A 12,254-nucleotide genomic window follows, 5' to 3' on the forward strand; every position below is an offset into this window, starting at 1 on the left:
AAGCAGTACGCAGGGAAGGGAAGGCAGCATGAAACACTATCGTGCATGGGCGGCGTCCCGCGGTCGGGCGTGGCTGTGGGGTGCGCTGATCCTGATGATGACCAGCGGCAGCATTCAGGCGAGTGATGGTCGCCTGCCATCCGAGCGTAGCGTGGCGCTATATGCCGGTGAGCAGGAGCGCTTGACCTATGCCCGCGACGTCGCGCGCACCGCGGTGGGCAACGGCGACGTCGCCGATGTTCAGGTCATCGATGACCGTCAGTTGCTGCTGAGCGGCGTGGGTCCGGGGGTGACGTCGCTGCAAGTATGGTTGGCCGGGCAGCGTGAGCCGGATCGCCTGCGGGTCGAGGTGTCGCCTGCCGAGGGGCAGGGCCTGGAGGAGGAGTATCGGCTCAGCCAGGCCAGCGGCGTGCCGCGTCTGGCCGGCGACAGCGAGTCTCTCGATCGCCACGACCTGGCGCGCCAGCGTTTCGGCGATCAGCCGCTGGTGGATGCCACTCGCCAGGCCGGTGCGGTTCAGGTGCAGGCCGATATTCGCGTCGTCGAGGTCAACCGCCGGCGCCTCGAGTCGGCGGGCTTCTTCCTCGGCCGCGACAACGGCGGCAATACCCAGTTTGCGGTGGGCGGCACCGACAGCGCGCTCTCCTTCATCAACGACGGCAATCTGGTGTCACCCACCTCGGTGTCGGGAGGCTTCTCGATCATCGGCGGCAATGCCAATCGCGGCTTGCTCGGCGCGATCAGCGCCCTGAGCAACAACGGCTTCGCCTATACCCTGGCCGAGCCCAGTCTGGTGACGCTGTCGGGGCAGAGCGCCACCTTCCTGGCCGGGGGCGAATTTCCTTTCCCGCGCAGCAATCGCGACGGCGACATCTCGGTCGAGTTCAAGGAGTTCGGGGTGCGCCTGCAGCTCACGCCCACCGTGCTCGACGACCGTCGCATCCTGCTCAAGGTGGCACCCGAGGTAAGCGAACTCGACTTTACGCGTGCGATCGAGTCCGGCGGTACGGCCATTCCTTCACTGAGCGTGCGGCGCACGGATACCACCATTCAACTCGGCGACGGTGAGAGTTTCATCATCAGTGGTCTGGTCAGCAACTCGACGCTGCAGAACGTCAACCGCGTTCCCGGCCTCGGCGATATCCCGGTCCTGGGTGCCTTCTTCCGCTCGACGCGCTTCGAGCGCGATGAGCGCGAGCTGATCATGATCGTGACCCCGCATCTGGTATCGCCGATGGCGGCCGGCACTCGCCTCGAGGATCTGCCCGGCGAGGCACTGCGCCGCTACGACCCGTCTTTTCTGGAGCTGCTGTTCGACCCCCAGGACGTGGACGATATCGAACGCCTGGGCAACGTCGGCTTTTCACGCTGAGGAGGTCGCATGGGAGGTTGGATGCCACTTAACCGCCAGCGGCAGCGCAGCGTGAGCATGCCCATCGATCTCGATGACGCCGGCCTCAAGAGCGCGCTGCATCGTGAAGTGATCGAGCGTCTCGAAGACGACGACTCGCTGTTCAACGACGATCCCTCGGCGATGCTGATGCGCATCGAGACCCTGATCCGCGACTACTTCGAGCAGCGCCAGCAGGTCGTGCCGCTGGACGCCCTGGAGTGCCTGGCGCGAGAGGTGCTCAACGAGGTCACCGGCTTTGGGCCGCTGCAACCGCTGCTCAAGGACGATGAGATTTCCGACATCCTGATCAACGGACCGCAGCGCATCTTCGTCGAACGCCACGGCCGGCTGTGCCAGGTCGAGCAGCGCTTCATCAACGATGCCCATGTGCTGCGCGTGGTGCGTCGCATGCTGGCACCGCTGGGGCGGCGGCTCGACGAGTCGAGTCCGATGGTCGACGCGCGTTTGCCGGACGGCTCGCGGGTCAACGTGATCATCCCCCCGCTGGCGCTGGAAGGGCCCTGCGTCTCGATTCGCAAATTTCGCCGTGAGGCGCTGGACGTCGCGGCACTGATTGCCGGCGACGCGGTTAGCGCGCCGCTGATGGCGCTGCTGGAGCAGGCGGTTGAGGCGCGGCGCAATATCCTGATCAGCGGTGCGACCGGTTCGGGCAAGACCACGCTGCTCAACGTGCTGAGTCGTAACATTCCTCACCACGAAAGGGTGGTCACCATCGAAGACGCCGCCGAACTGCAGCTCGGCAACAGCCATGTGGTACGTCTCGAGACGCGTGCGCCCAACAGTGAAGGCGAGGGCGAGGTTGGCGCCCGACAGCTGGTCAAGAACGCCCTGCGCATGCGCCCCGACCGCGTCATCCTCGGCGAGAGCCGCGGCGATGAGGCGCTGGATGTGCTGCAGGCGATGAATACCGGCCACCTGGGGTCGATGAGCACCGTGCACGCCAACTCCGCCCGCGACGCCCTGGTGCGCCTGCAGATGATGGTGCGCCTGGCCGGCTTTCAGGGCAGCGATGGGCTGGTCAACCAGATCATTGCCACCGCCCTCGACCTGGTGGTGCATATCACCCGCGACGGCGAGGGGCATCGCCATGTGGTCGAGGTGCAGCAGGTGCGCGGGCTGGTCGACGGGCGCATCAGCCTCAGGCCGCTCTACCGCCGGGTCTCGCCCGAGCTGCCCGGCGATATCGACTGGACCAAGACCATCGAGGAGCCGGCATGAGCTCCTGGCAGCTGTGGTCGACCACCATGCTGCTGCTGCTGGCGGCAGCCTGGTTGCTATGGCGCAGCGCCCGCCACGCGAGCGACAGGGCGCTGCGCGTGGCGCGGCCGCGCGGGCTGCGCCGGCGCTTGCCGCATGACTCACTGATGGGATGGCTGCTCGACTACCTGCTGGTGGCGGGCATCCAGGCCACGCCGCGGGCGGTGTGGGTGGCGGGTGGCACCCTGCTGCTGGCGCTCAGCGGCGTGCTGGTGATGCTCGAATTGCGCCTCGGCGGGTTGCTGATGCTGGGCGGACTGGTGGTAATCAACCTGCTGCTGCGGCTGCGTGCCCAGCGGCTGCGCCGCCGCGTGCGCGATGCGCTACCTGAGCTGATGGAACACATCATGCGCGATATCGGCATCGGCACCACCATCGAACTGGCCTTCCGACGCAATGCCGAGCGGGTCTCCGGGCCGCTGTTCGATGCCACGGCGAGGGTCAACGCGCGCCGCGACCTGGGCATGGAGCTCCACGAGGGGCTGCGACGTGAAGCCCAACTGCTGCGAGTGCAGGAGCTCGACCTGCTGGCCACTGCCATCGAGATCAACCAGATCCACGGCGGCAGCCTCAAGGCCATTCTGGCCAGCTTCGTCGACCTGCTGCGCCAGCAGGACAAGGGCCGCCGAGAACTGCGCGCACTGACCGGGGAAACCCGCGTCACGGCGTTCGTGCTGGCCAGCGTGCCGGTGGCGCTGGCGGGCTTCATGTGGCTGACCAATCCGGAATTTCTGGCACCCATGCTCGAAAGCCCGGCCGGTCAGATGGCGCTGTGGCTGGCGGTAGCGCTCGAGGTGGGCGGCTGTTTGGCACTGTGGCGCATGCTGCGTTCGGTATAGCGGTCGCAACGAGGGAGAACAGCGAGATGATGCTAGTGATGATGAGCTCGGGCCTGCTGCTGCTGTCGGCCGGCATGTGTTGGTGGCTGGCGAGCGCAACGGCCGGCGGCCAGGCAAGCGAAGCGGCGCTGGCGCAGCCCCACGAAGACCCGCAGCGCCATGTGCGGGAGCTCGAGTCGCGGTTGGTTGGCGGCGGGCGGCTGCTGTGGCGTCGTCAGCGTCACAATCGCGCCTGGCTTGCCCAGCTGGCGCTGATCTTGCGCCAAGCCGGCTTTATCGGCACCCGCGCGCAGTGGCATGTGCTGCTGGCCATGGCGCTGCTGGTATTCGGCGTATTCGCTGGCGGGCTGCTGCAGGCCACCCAGCAGGGGCTCGGCTGGCCGCAGGTGATACTCAACGGGCTCGGCTGGGCGGCGCTCGCCGCGGTCGCCGCCTGGCTATGGCTCAAGCAGGCGCGACGACGGCGCACGGCGAAAATGGACGAAGAGGCGGAAATGCTGATCCAGGTCACGCGCATGCTGTGGGACTCGGGGATGACCCTGGAGGGCGTACTCCGCGGCCTGATCCACAACCTCGATAGCAGCTGCCGGGAGAGCGTGCGCGAGCTGCGCCTGGTGCTGCTGCGCATCGAGGCGGGCCAGGCCCGCGAGGAGGTGCTCGAGGAGATCGCCGAGATACAGCTCAGCGCAGGCCTGCAGGATATGTGCAAGCTGCTGGCGCAGATCTCGGCATCGGGGGGCGGGGCGCGGCAGTCGCTGAGCGCCTTGAGTGAGCTGATCCGTGACCGGCGGCGCACACGGATCCAGGAAACCGTGACCAAGCTCTCCGGCAAGATGTCGCTGGTGATGATGGTCTTTCTGTTCCCGGCCCTGCTGATCGTGCTGGCAGGCCCGGCAGTCATCAATCTGGCTGGGCTATTCGACGCCCTGGGGAGTTGAGCCGTGCGCGATTCACGCTATGCCAATGGGGGCTCGATGCGGCCCGCGTTATGCAGGCTTGCTGCACTGGTGGTGGTTGCTGGCCTGGCCGGCTGTACCACCGTTACCACCAGCATGCCGGGCAATGTCTTTGCGCTGGAGGGCAACGGCGACAACGAATGGGTCACCGGGCGCTGCGGCGAGCGCTATGCGGCGGACATCGGCGTGCAGTTGGACATGATCCGGCAACTGCTCGAAAGCGACCGACCGCGTTCGGCGCTGGCCCACCTCGATAGCCACGACTTCGGCATCGGCGAGGCCGACCTGTTGCGCGGCGATGCGCTGCGGGCAATCGAACGTCACGGCGAGGCCGACGCTGTCTACGACTCGCTCACCAGCAGCTGTCTGGCCGCCGACGCCTACCGTGGCATGGCGCGCAACGCCGCATCGCGGGGCGACCGCCGCGAGGCGCTGGTGTTGATGCAGCAGGCGCGCCAGGAGCGTCCGGCCGACCCGCGCATACGCAACGACCTCGGCTATCTGCTGATGCTCGAAGGGCAGCGCGGCGCGGCCCGCGAAGAGTTTCTCACCGCCATCGAGCTCGACAGCGGCCAGCGCAACGCCGCCAGCAATCTGGTGCTGCTGCTGATGCAGGAAGGCCAGACCGCCCAGGCCGAAAACATGGCCGCCCGACTGGGCGTCGACGCTGCGTTGGTCGAACGCCTGCGCCGTGCGTCCCCGACTGGCGCCGACAGCTGACCCATCCGAACAGCAGCCACCAAAGGAGATTAGGCAGATGAGCGACGTGAAGAACAGGCGATGGTGGCGGTGTGCTGGCCAGGGCATGCTGGCGGGGCTGGCTGGCGTGCTGTTGGTGCTGCCCCAGGCCTCGGCCCAGCAGCCTGCAAGCGGTGACGCGCCAGCCGCCAAGCCCGGGCCGCGGGTGGCCGATCACCGTGCGCCAGCGGCGCGCGGCGATGCTCGCCAACCTGGCGACGCCCAGGCCGCGCGGCTGCTCGACGCTCAGCGCAGCGGTCGGCACGCCTCGGCCAATCCACAGAATCTGTCGGGGGCGGCGCAGCAGCGTATCTATCGGCGCTACCTGGAGAGCTTCAGCCACCCGATCCCCGACACCTATATCGACACGCGTTTCGGTGACCGATGAAGCGTCTCGCGGCTGACCGTCCTGGGCCCGGCGGCAGGCATCGCCAGCGCGGCGCCATCGGCCTGCTCGGCGTGATGGTGCTGCTGCTGGTGGTGCTATGCATCGTCGTTGCCCTCGACACCGGCCGGCTGTATCTGGAGCAGCAGCGCCTGCAGCGAGCGGCAGACCTGGCCGCCATGCAGGCGGTGGCCACTGCCGGCCAGTGCCGTGCGGCGGCGGACGCCGACCAGGTGGTGCGACAAGCCGCTGCACGCCATGGCTACGCCGAGGAAGGCCTGGTTCTGGTCGCGGTTGAGCGCGGCTGGCTGGCGGTGGAGGAGGGCGTGCGCGTCTTTCAGACCAGCAGCGACCAGATCCATGATGCCCTGCGCGTCAGGCTGGAGCATCGCGTGCCAACCAGCCTGATAGGCAACCTTGATGCGCTGTTCCCCGGCAGCGATATCGCCCGCCACGTCGACCTGCAGGCCGAGGCCGTTGCCCGGCGCACCGCCAATACCACACTCTCGGCGGGCACGCGGCTGCTGCACATCGACCCCGAGGACTCACCGCTTCTCGGGCCGCTGCTGACAGAGCTGCTGGGCAGCGAGGTTGGCCTCTCGCTGGTCGGGCACCAGGGATTGCTAGATAGCCGCATCAGCCTGCTCGCCCTGGCCGAACAGGCCAGTCTGCTGGGCATCGATGCGACGCTGGCCAGCGCCGAACAGCTGCTCGACGCTTCGGTTACCTTGTCCGAGCTGGCCAGCGCCTCGGCGCAGGCCTTGGCGGCAGAAGCGGGCAGCGATGACGTTCAACTGCTGTTGCAGGAGCTGGCGGCCGGGACGAACCTGCCAGCGGTGCGGCTAGGCGATCTCCTCGATATCGCCGGCGGCGATGAGGGGCTCGAAGCCAACGTGGGGGTGGCAAGCCTACTCGAAGCGATGATCCTGGCGGCCAATCAGTCGCAGGGCATTCACCTCGATGGGCTGTCCCTGGATATCCCCAGCTTGACCAGCGTGACGCTGGACTTAGCCATCATCCAACCGCCGCAGATCGCCGTCGGCCCAGCCGGCTGCGCCGATGGTGACGCCGCGCCCTGCAACGCATGGCGCTCCGAGGTAAGAACCGCGCAGCTGGATTTGTCTGTGGAGACTGAGCTGGCGCTGCTGGGGCTGGTGAATGTCGATCTGGACCTGAACGTCGAAGCCGCCTCTGGGCGTGCCGGGGTGGAGGAGATTCGTTGTCTGGGAAATGAGCGGGTACGCGTTGAAGTGGGCGGGTCGACATCGCCGGTGCAGATGTCGACTCGAGTGGGCCTGGCGCTGCTGCCCGTTGCCGAGGGCCTGCTGCGGCTCGAGGTGAACAGCGACACGCAGCAGTCGAGCACCTTCGGCGAGACCAGCAATACGCATATCGACTGGCCCGGGGAAAGCTCGGCGCTACTCGGGCAGGCGCCCGCCGTCAATCCGCTGGTCAACCAGGTCGGCGGGTTGCTCAGCGGCCTGTCCATCAGCCTAGCGCTCGGGCCGGATGCCGAGCGTGAGTCCCAGTGCCCGTGGTGGCGGCTGGACTGCCTGATTGGAAGCGTCGTCGATTTACTGAGCCCGGTACTGGATATCGTCAACGGACTGCTGGGCATCACGGTGGGCAGCCTAACTGAGTTGGCCGATGCGCTCTCCGATGCCCTGGCTGCGGTAGCCGAAGGGGTGCTCGACCCCCTGCTGACGCCGCTGCTGGAGGCCCTGGGCATCGGGCTCGACGAGATGGAAATCGAGCTACTCGATGTCAACGTCAGCGGCGTGGAACTGGTGAGATAAATGCACAAGTTGCGATTCACATCCCGGGTGGGGGCAGGGCGCAGCGAGCGCGGCGCCGTGGCCATCGAGTTTGCGGTGCTGTTCCCGCTGTTCTTCGTCATCCTCTACGCCATCATCAGCTACAGCCTGCTGTTTGCCATGAGCCTGACGCTCAATGCCCTGAGCAGCGAGGCCGCCCGCGCCGCCATCGCGGTCAATACCCGGGTGGGGGAACCTCCCGATGCCCAGCGGGTCGAGGCGCGTATCCAGGGGCTCGTAGGTGACAGTTGGCTGAGTCGCGTCGAGGCCTGCGACGACGGCGATTTCCACCGCATCGATGCTGCCAGTGACGAGCTCAGGGTCTGCCTGGAGGCGCCGTTGCCGCTGCCGCAGCTCAACCTGGGCGTGCTGCGGATTCCCGATATCGAGTGGGTGCGCGCCCGAGCGAGCCTGCTGCTATGAGACCTCCTCGCCGCCAGTGTCTGACGGGCCTGCTGCTATGGGGGTGGCTGTGCAGCAGTACCACCTACGCCGCTGCCACGACCTTGATCATCGCCCCCGGTGAGCCCGGGCAGCGTCAGGATCGCGCGCTGGTCAGTGCACTGGTCGACCGGCTCGATGCAGGCGGGGGAAGTGTCAGCGTCAGCTACCTGCACGGCCGGGGCGCAGCTGACGATGGCCTGCTGATCGACCCTGGCCTGGAAGCGAGCGACGTGGCGCAGGTCATCCTGCTGCACGACGCCGCGCTGGCCGCCTATATCGAGGGCGCCGAGCCGTTCGCCGCGGCGCGCGTCGCTGCTTACGGGATTCTCGAACCGTCCCACCGTCAGTGGCTGCGCCGCCAGCAGGTAGTGCATCTCGACCTGCTACCGGTGCTGATGCGCGGCATTGCCTGGGTGCGCCATCTGGACGGCGACCAGGGGCTGGTCGGCTGGGTGGATGGCGCCGAGACGCGACAGGCGCTGGCACCGCTAGGCGCTTCGCTGGGGCGCGACGATCGGTCCGCTGAAGCGCTGCGCGTGCTGGGAGCTCCGCTGGCATTGCCGCTGGCCGAGCCGGCTGCCCAGCACTTCGTGCTGGGGCTGCCCACGCGGGAGAATCGTCGCGGCTTGGAAGCATCGGGGCTGGCCGCTGACGGCTTCTGGTGCCTGCACCCTGAGTGGCTGGCAGACGGCTGCCTGGGCGGCGTACTGCCCGACCCCGAGCGTCTTGCCGAGCAACTGATCGAACTGCTGGCGTCGGGTGAGCAGGCCACGGCCGATGCCGTGGCGCAGATCCGCTATGCCGAGCGCCACCGCCTGAGCGACGGCGCCCGGCAGGCGGTTCGCTACGTCGACGTGCCGGATGACCCGCGCCAGCGCATCGGCATGGCCAGCAGGCTGAGATGGGCTGCCGCTGTGGCAGGTGGGCTGGCGGTGCTGCTGCTGGGGCTGGCACTCGGCCTCGAGTGGCGCCGCCGTCAGCGTCGCCACGACGACTACCGGCATGGACTGGCCAGTTGGCCGCTGCTGGCGCGCCGTATGCAGCGCTATCTCGACAGCCAGCACCCTTTTCAGCTGTGCTGGATCGACTTCGAGCGTCTTGATGCGCTGCGCGACTCGTTGTCACCTGCTGAATTGGACGCGCTACTCCGGCAGATCGCCAAGCGCTTGCGCGATGCCGGCCAGGGCCAGGGATTCGCGGCAAGCTTGGAGGGTGATGCCTTCGCGATGATGTGCTTCCTGCCGGCCCCGCCGCAAGATGCCGAGTCGACCGGCATGGCCTTCGCCGACCATCTCCAGCAGCGCCTGAGCGAGCCACTGCGGGCCAACGACCAGGAGTGGCTGCTGCTGCCGCGGATCGGGATGGCTCGCTCCGACGCCAGTGCCACGCCGCTCGCCATGCTCGAAGCATCACGTTTGGCTGCGCGCCGCGTAGCAGTGGCGCGGCAGCGTCGCCCGCAATGCCATGTGGCGCAGATGACCGCGGCCCAGGATCGCCAGCTGGCGCTGATCGAGTCGCTGAATGCGGTCCTGGCGGTCAGCGAGGCCGAGCGCGAGCGACACTTCAGCCTGGAGGTGACACCCACCTGGCTGCTCAGCGGCGGCCTGGCGGGGGGCGAGTGTCGCTTGCGCTGGCAGCATCCGCGCTGGGGCGAGGTCGATGCCGAGACCCTCGCCCAGTTGGCCGAGCGCTGCCGTCGTCAGGCGAGCCTGGATCGCATCCTGGTGGGCAAGGTGCTGACCGCGCTCGCGGCCAGCGGGCTAGGCGCCCAGCCGGCGCTGCGCTGGGCGCTGCCGGTAGCCGTTCATCACCTGGTAGCGCAGGGGCTACTCGAGTGGCTGGTGGCGAGCTGTCGCGCACGCGACCTGGCCGTCGAGCGCTTGGAGCTGCAGCCCTACGGTCTGGGGGAACACATCGAGCCACTGAGGCTACAGCGCGCCATGCGGCGCTGTCGGGATCATGAGATCGGCCTGGTGATGGATGGCCTCGAGCACCCCGGGCACGGCCTGGCGGCACTCTATCGCCTGCCCTACACCCGGCTGGTAGTCGAACCTGCGCTGCTCTGCGACGTACCCAGCGACCAGCGCGCAGTACTGCTGCTCAAAGGACTGCGCGATATGGCCCATATGGCCGGGCGGCAGTGCACGGTGCGCGGCATCGATAACGCCGAGCAGCTCAGCGTGCTCAAGGGGCTGGGGGTCGTGGCCGGCCAGGGGCGTCTATACGGCGAAGCGACGACCTTCGAGACGCTGGCCGAGCAGTGGAGAGGCACGCAGCCGGCCAGGGGAGTGTCAACGTGAGCGCTATCGGCGTGGAGCTGGCATCGCTACTGCTGGTCGCCAGCGCCTGCGTGCTGCTGCTGGTATCCACGTTGGTATGGCGCTCAGGGAGTCGTATCGCCCAGCTACCGGGACCGCACGCGTCGAGTGACGCGCCGCGCAAGGGGACGCCGCGCGAGCAGCAGGTGGCTGAGGCGCTGGAAAGCGCCCTGGCACAGGATCAGCCCTTCTTCGAGTTGTTTCTTCAGCCACAGCTGGGCCTTGCCCAGCGGGACGTGCTGGGTGCCGAGGTGCTGATCCGCTGGCAGCATGCACGGCTAGGATTTATCTCCCCGGCGGAATTCATCCCCATCGCTGAACACAGCGGCCTGATCGAGACACTCGACGAGCAGGTCTTCGAGGCCAGCCTGCGGGTGCTGGCCGCAGCGCCCACGGCACCCGGCTTCGCCCTGGCCATCAATTTTTCGATTCAGCACTTCACCGACCTGACGTTTCCCGGGCGGCTGCTCGACAGGTGTCGTCAGCACGGCGTATCGCCCAGCAGCATCGATATCGAAATTACCGAGCACGTTAGCTTCTTCGACCTCGAGACCATCAAGCGTGTCATGTCGCTATTGCGGCATCACGGTTTCGGCATCGCCCTGGACGATTTCGGCAGCGGCTACACGTCGCTGCGTTTTCTGCAGAACCTGCCGTTTACCAAGGTCAAGCTCGACAAGCTGTTCATCGACCCGATCGATAGCGAGCAGCGCAGCCGAGCCTTGGTCAAGAGCCTGATCGGCATGGCGGACAGCCTGGGCCTCAAGGCCGTTGCCGAGGGCATCGAAACCCATGGACAGCTCGAGCAGCTGCGCAAGATGGGCTGTCCGATCGGCCAGGGCTACCTGCTGGGGCGGCCCCAGCCGCTGGATGAGTTCTTCGTGGTGCACTTTGGTCAGGACCTGTCGCTGGCGTGGGGCTTGGCCAAAGAGTGAGCCCGGCTGGTTGGCCGGGCTCGAAAGGGGCAGCTTGGCAGCGGGGCGGTCAGCCCATGGCCAGTTCGAGCTGCTGGTAGAGGCCGTTATCCGGCTCGCCGAGGTGGCGGTAGAGGCCTTCCGGTGCCGGCTGGGGCTCCTCGGCGCTCTCGATGGGCTCCTCGCGGGCTTCGCGCAGTACCGCCACGGGCTGGCCCTTGGGCGCTTCGACCTCGGCGCGCACGCGGGCGTAGTCCACCGGCGGCTGCTCGTCGCCGAAGGCGCTGGCGAGCATCTCCAGGGCGTTGAGCACCGGCTGGAAGGAGCCCTCCTGCTCATCCAGCAGCGGGAACGACTGCACCAGCAGCGCGCCCTCGGCGTCCCAGCCGGCCTTGAACGGCTCATTGATCAAGTGCACCGCCGTGCCCACCGGCACCCGCGAGTAGAGCGACTCGATATCCCGCGGCAGCATGCGGATGCAGCCGCGGCTGGCGCGCATGCCGACGCCGTCGGGCTGGTTGGTGCCGTGGATCAGGTAGCTCGGCAGGCCGAGCAGGATCGCATGCCGGCCCAGCGGGTTGTCGGGGCCCGGCGGCACCACCGCGGGCGGCGGCTCGCCGCGGGCGGCGGCCTCTTCGCGCATCGAGCGCGGCGGCGCCCAGTGCGGATCCTTGATGTTCATGGTGGTGCGGGTCGAGGCCACCGGCGTGGCAAAGCCTTCGCGGCCGACGCTGATCGGGTAGGTCTCGACGATCGGCGTCTCGCCGCTGGCCGTGGGCGGGTAGTAGTAGAGGCGCATCTCCGGCAGGTTGACGACGATCCCGTCGCGCGGGCCGGGGGGCAGGATGTGCTGGGTGGGCAGCACCACCTCGGCGCCTTCGCCCGGGTACCACATGCTCAGCTCGGGGTTGGCGCGGCGCATCTCCTCGATGCCGAGGCCGAAGCGGTGGCCGATGTCGATCAGGGTGTCTTCCTTTGCCGCGATCACGGTCTGGATGCTGCCGATCACGTCGCCCCGCTCGGGGATAGGATAGTGCCCCACCGGGCGCTCGCCGTTGCTGGCGTCTGCCAGTGCCAGCGGCGAGATCGCCAGCAGGGCCGTGGCCAGGGCGGCACGCAGGCGTCCGCTCAGGCCGTGGGTCAGGTGCATGTTCATGGGCTTGGTCTCGTTCACC

11 protein-coding genes are annotated in these 12,254 nt (G+C 67.8%); 10 read left to right on the forward strand and 1 reads right to left on the reverse strand.

The features are described 5' to 3' along the window. Positions 1-28: 28 nt before the first annotated feature. From BWR19_07845 to BWR19_07890, 10 genes are all read left to right on the forward strand, one after another. The gene (locus BWR19_07845) at positions 29-1,372 is read left to right on the forward strand and encodes a hypothetical protein (GenBank protein ID APX92848.1); all 1,344 of its coding nucleotides are present in this window, start codon (positions 29-31) and stop codon (positions 1,370-1,372) included. 21 nt (positions 1,373-1,393) lie between these two features. Then, positions 1,394-2,632: an ATPase gene (locus BWR19_07850; protein ID APX92849.1), complete on the forward strand. Its 1,239-nt coding sequence runs from the start codon at positions 1,394-1,396 to the stop codon at positions 2,630-2,632. Beyond that, entirely contained in the window at positions 2,629-3,510 is an 882-nt protein-coding gene (locus BWR19_07855) for a hypothetical protein (protein ID APX92850.1), read from the forward strand. The genes BWR19_07850 and BWR19_07855 overlap by 4 nt, the downstream gene beginning before the upstream one ends. A 26-nt stretch (positions 3,511-3,536) precedes the next feature. Then, positions 3,537-4,448 (forward strand): hypothetical protein, encoded by a 912-nt coding sequence (locus BWR19_07860; GenBank protein APX92851.1) that lies wholly within the window; start codon positions 3,537-3,539, stop codon positions 4,446-4,448. A 69-nt stretch (positions 4,449-4,517) separates the two neighbouring features. Then, the gene (locus BWR19_07865) at positions 4,518-5,186 is read left to right on the forward strand and encodes a hypothetical protein (GenBank protein APX92852.1); all 669 of its coding nucleotides are present in this window, start codon (positions 4,518-4,520) and stop codon (positions 5,184-5,186) included. A 37-nt stretch (positions 5,187-5,223) separates the two neighbouring features. Further along, positions 5,224-5,592, forward strand: a complete 369-nt coding sequence (locus BWR19_07870; GenBank protein ID APX92853.1) for a hypothetical protein — start codon at positions 5,224-5,226, stop codon at positions 5,590-5,592. Beyond that, positions 5,589-7,385, forward strand: coding sequence for a hypothetical protein (locus tag BWR19_07875; protein APX92854.1), 1,797 nt, complete (start codon positions 5,589-5,591; stop codon positions 7,383-7,385). The genes BWR19_07870 and BWR19_07875 overlap by 4 nt, the downstream gene beginning before the upstream one ends. Next, complete coding sequence (locus tag BWR19_07880; GenBank protein ID APX92855.1) at positions 7,386-7,826, forward strand: hypothetical protein; 441 nt, start codon at positions 7,386-7,388, stop codon at positions 7,824-7,826. It abuts the gene before it with no gap. Beyond that, positions 7,823-10,147, forward strand: a complete 2,325-nt coding sequence (locus tag BWR19_07885; protein ID APX92856.1) for a hypothetical protein — start codon at positions 7,823-7,825, stop codon at positions 10,145-10,147. The genes BWR19_07880 and BWR19_07885 overlap by 4 nt, the downstream gene beginning before the upstream one ends. Then, complete coding sequence (locus BWR19_07890) at positions 10,144-11,100, forward strand: hypothetical protein (GenBank protein APX92857.1); 957 nt, start codon at positions 10,144-10,146, stop codon at positions 11,098-11,100. Before BWR19_07885 ends, BWR19_07890 begins: the two co-directional genes overlap by 4 nt. Before the next feature lie 49 nt (positions 11,101-11,149). On the opposite strand, the gene BWR19_07895 is transcribed toward BWR19_07890, so the two are convergent. Beyond that, positions 11,150-12,235 (reverse strand): hypothetical protein, encoded by a 1,086-nt coding sequence (locus tag BWR19_07895; GenBank protein ID APX92858.1) that lies wholly within the window; start codon positions 12,233-12,235, stop codon positions 11,150-11,152. Positions 12,236-12,254: the final 19 nt, after the last annotated feature.

It is taken from the genome of Halomonas sp. 1513 (genome assembly GCA_001971685.1).
In the GTDB taxonomy this organism is placed as follows: Bacteria; Pseudomonadota; Gammaproteobacteria; order Pseudomonadales; family Halomonadaceae; genus Franzmannia.

Excerpts from the sequence above, each read along its gene's own strand:
- BWR19_07870 (APX92853.1), top strand. The coding sequence starts at position 5,224 with ATGAGCGACGTGAAGAACAGGCGATGGTGGCGGTGTGCTGGCCAGGGC.
- BWR19_07845 (APX92848.1), top strand. The coding sequence starts at position 29 with ATGAAACACTATCGTGCATGGGCGGCGTCCCGCGGTCGGGCGTGGCTG.
- BWR19_07895 (APX92858.1), bottom strand. The coding sequence starts at position 12,235 with ATGAACATGCACCTGACCCACGGCCTGAGCGGACGCCTGCGTGCCGCC.
- BWR19_07855 (APX92850.1), top strand. The coding sequence starts at position 2,629 with ATGAGCTCCTGGCAGCTGTGGTCGACCACCATGCTGCTGCTGCTGGCG.
- BWR19_07885 (APX92856.1), top strand. The coding sequence starts at position 7,823 with ATGAGACCTCCTCGCCGCCAGTGTCTGACGGGCCTGCTGCTATGGGGG.
- BWR19_07850 (APX92849.1), top strand. The coding sequence starts at position 1,394 with ATGCCACTTAACCGCCAGCGGCAGCGCAGCGTGAGCATGCCCATCGAT.
- BWR19_07880 (APX92855.1), top strand. The coding sequence starts at position 7,386 with ATGCACAAGTTGCGATTCACATCCCGGGTGGGGGCAGGGCGCAGCGAG.
- BWR19_07875 (APX92854.1), top strand. The coding sequence starts at position 5,589 with ATGAAGCGTCTCGCGGCTGACCGTCCTGGGCCCGGCGGCAGGCATCGC.
- BWR19_07860 (APX92851.1), top strand. The coding sequence starts at position 3,537 with ATGATGCTAGTGATGATGAGCTCGGGCCTGCTGCTGCTGTCGGCCGGC.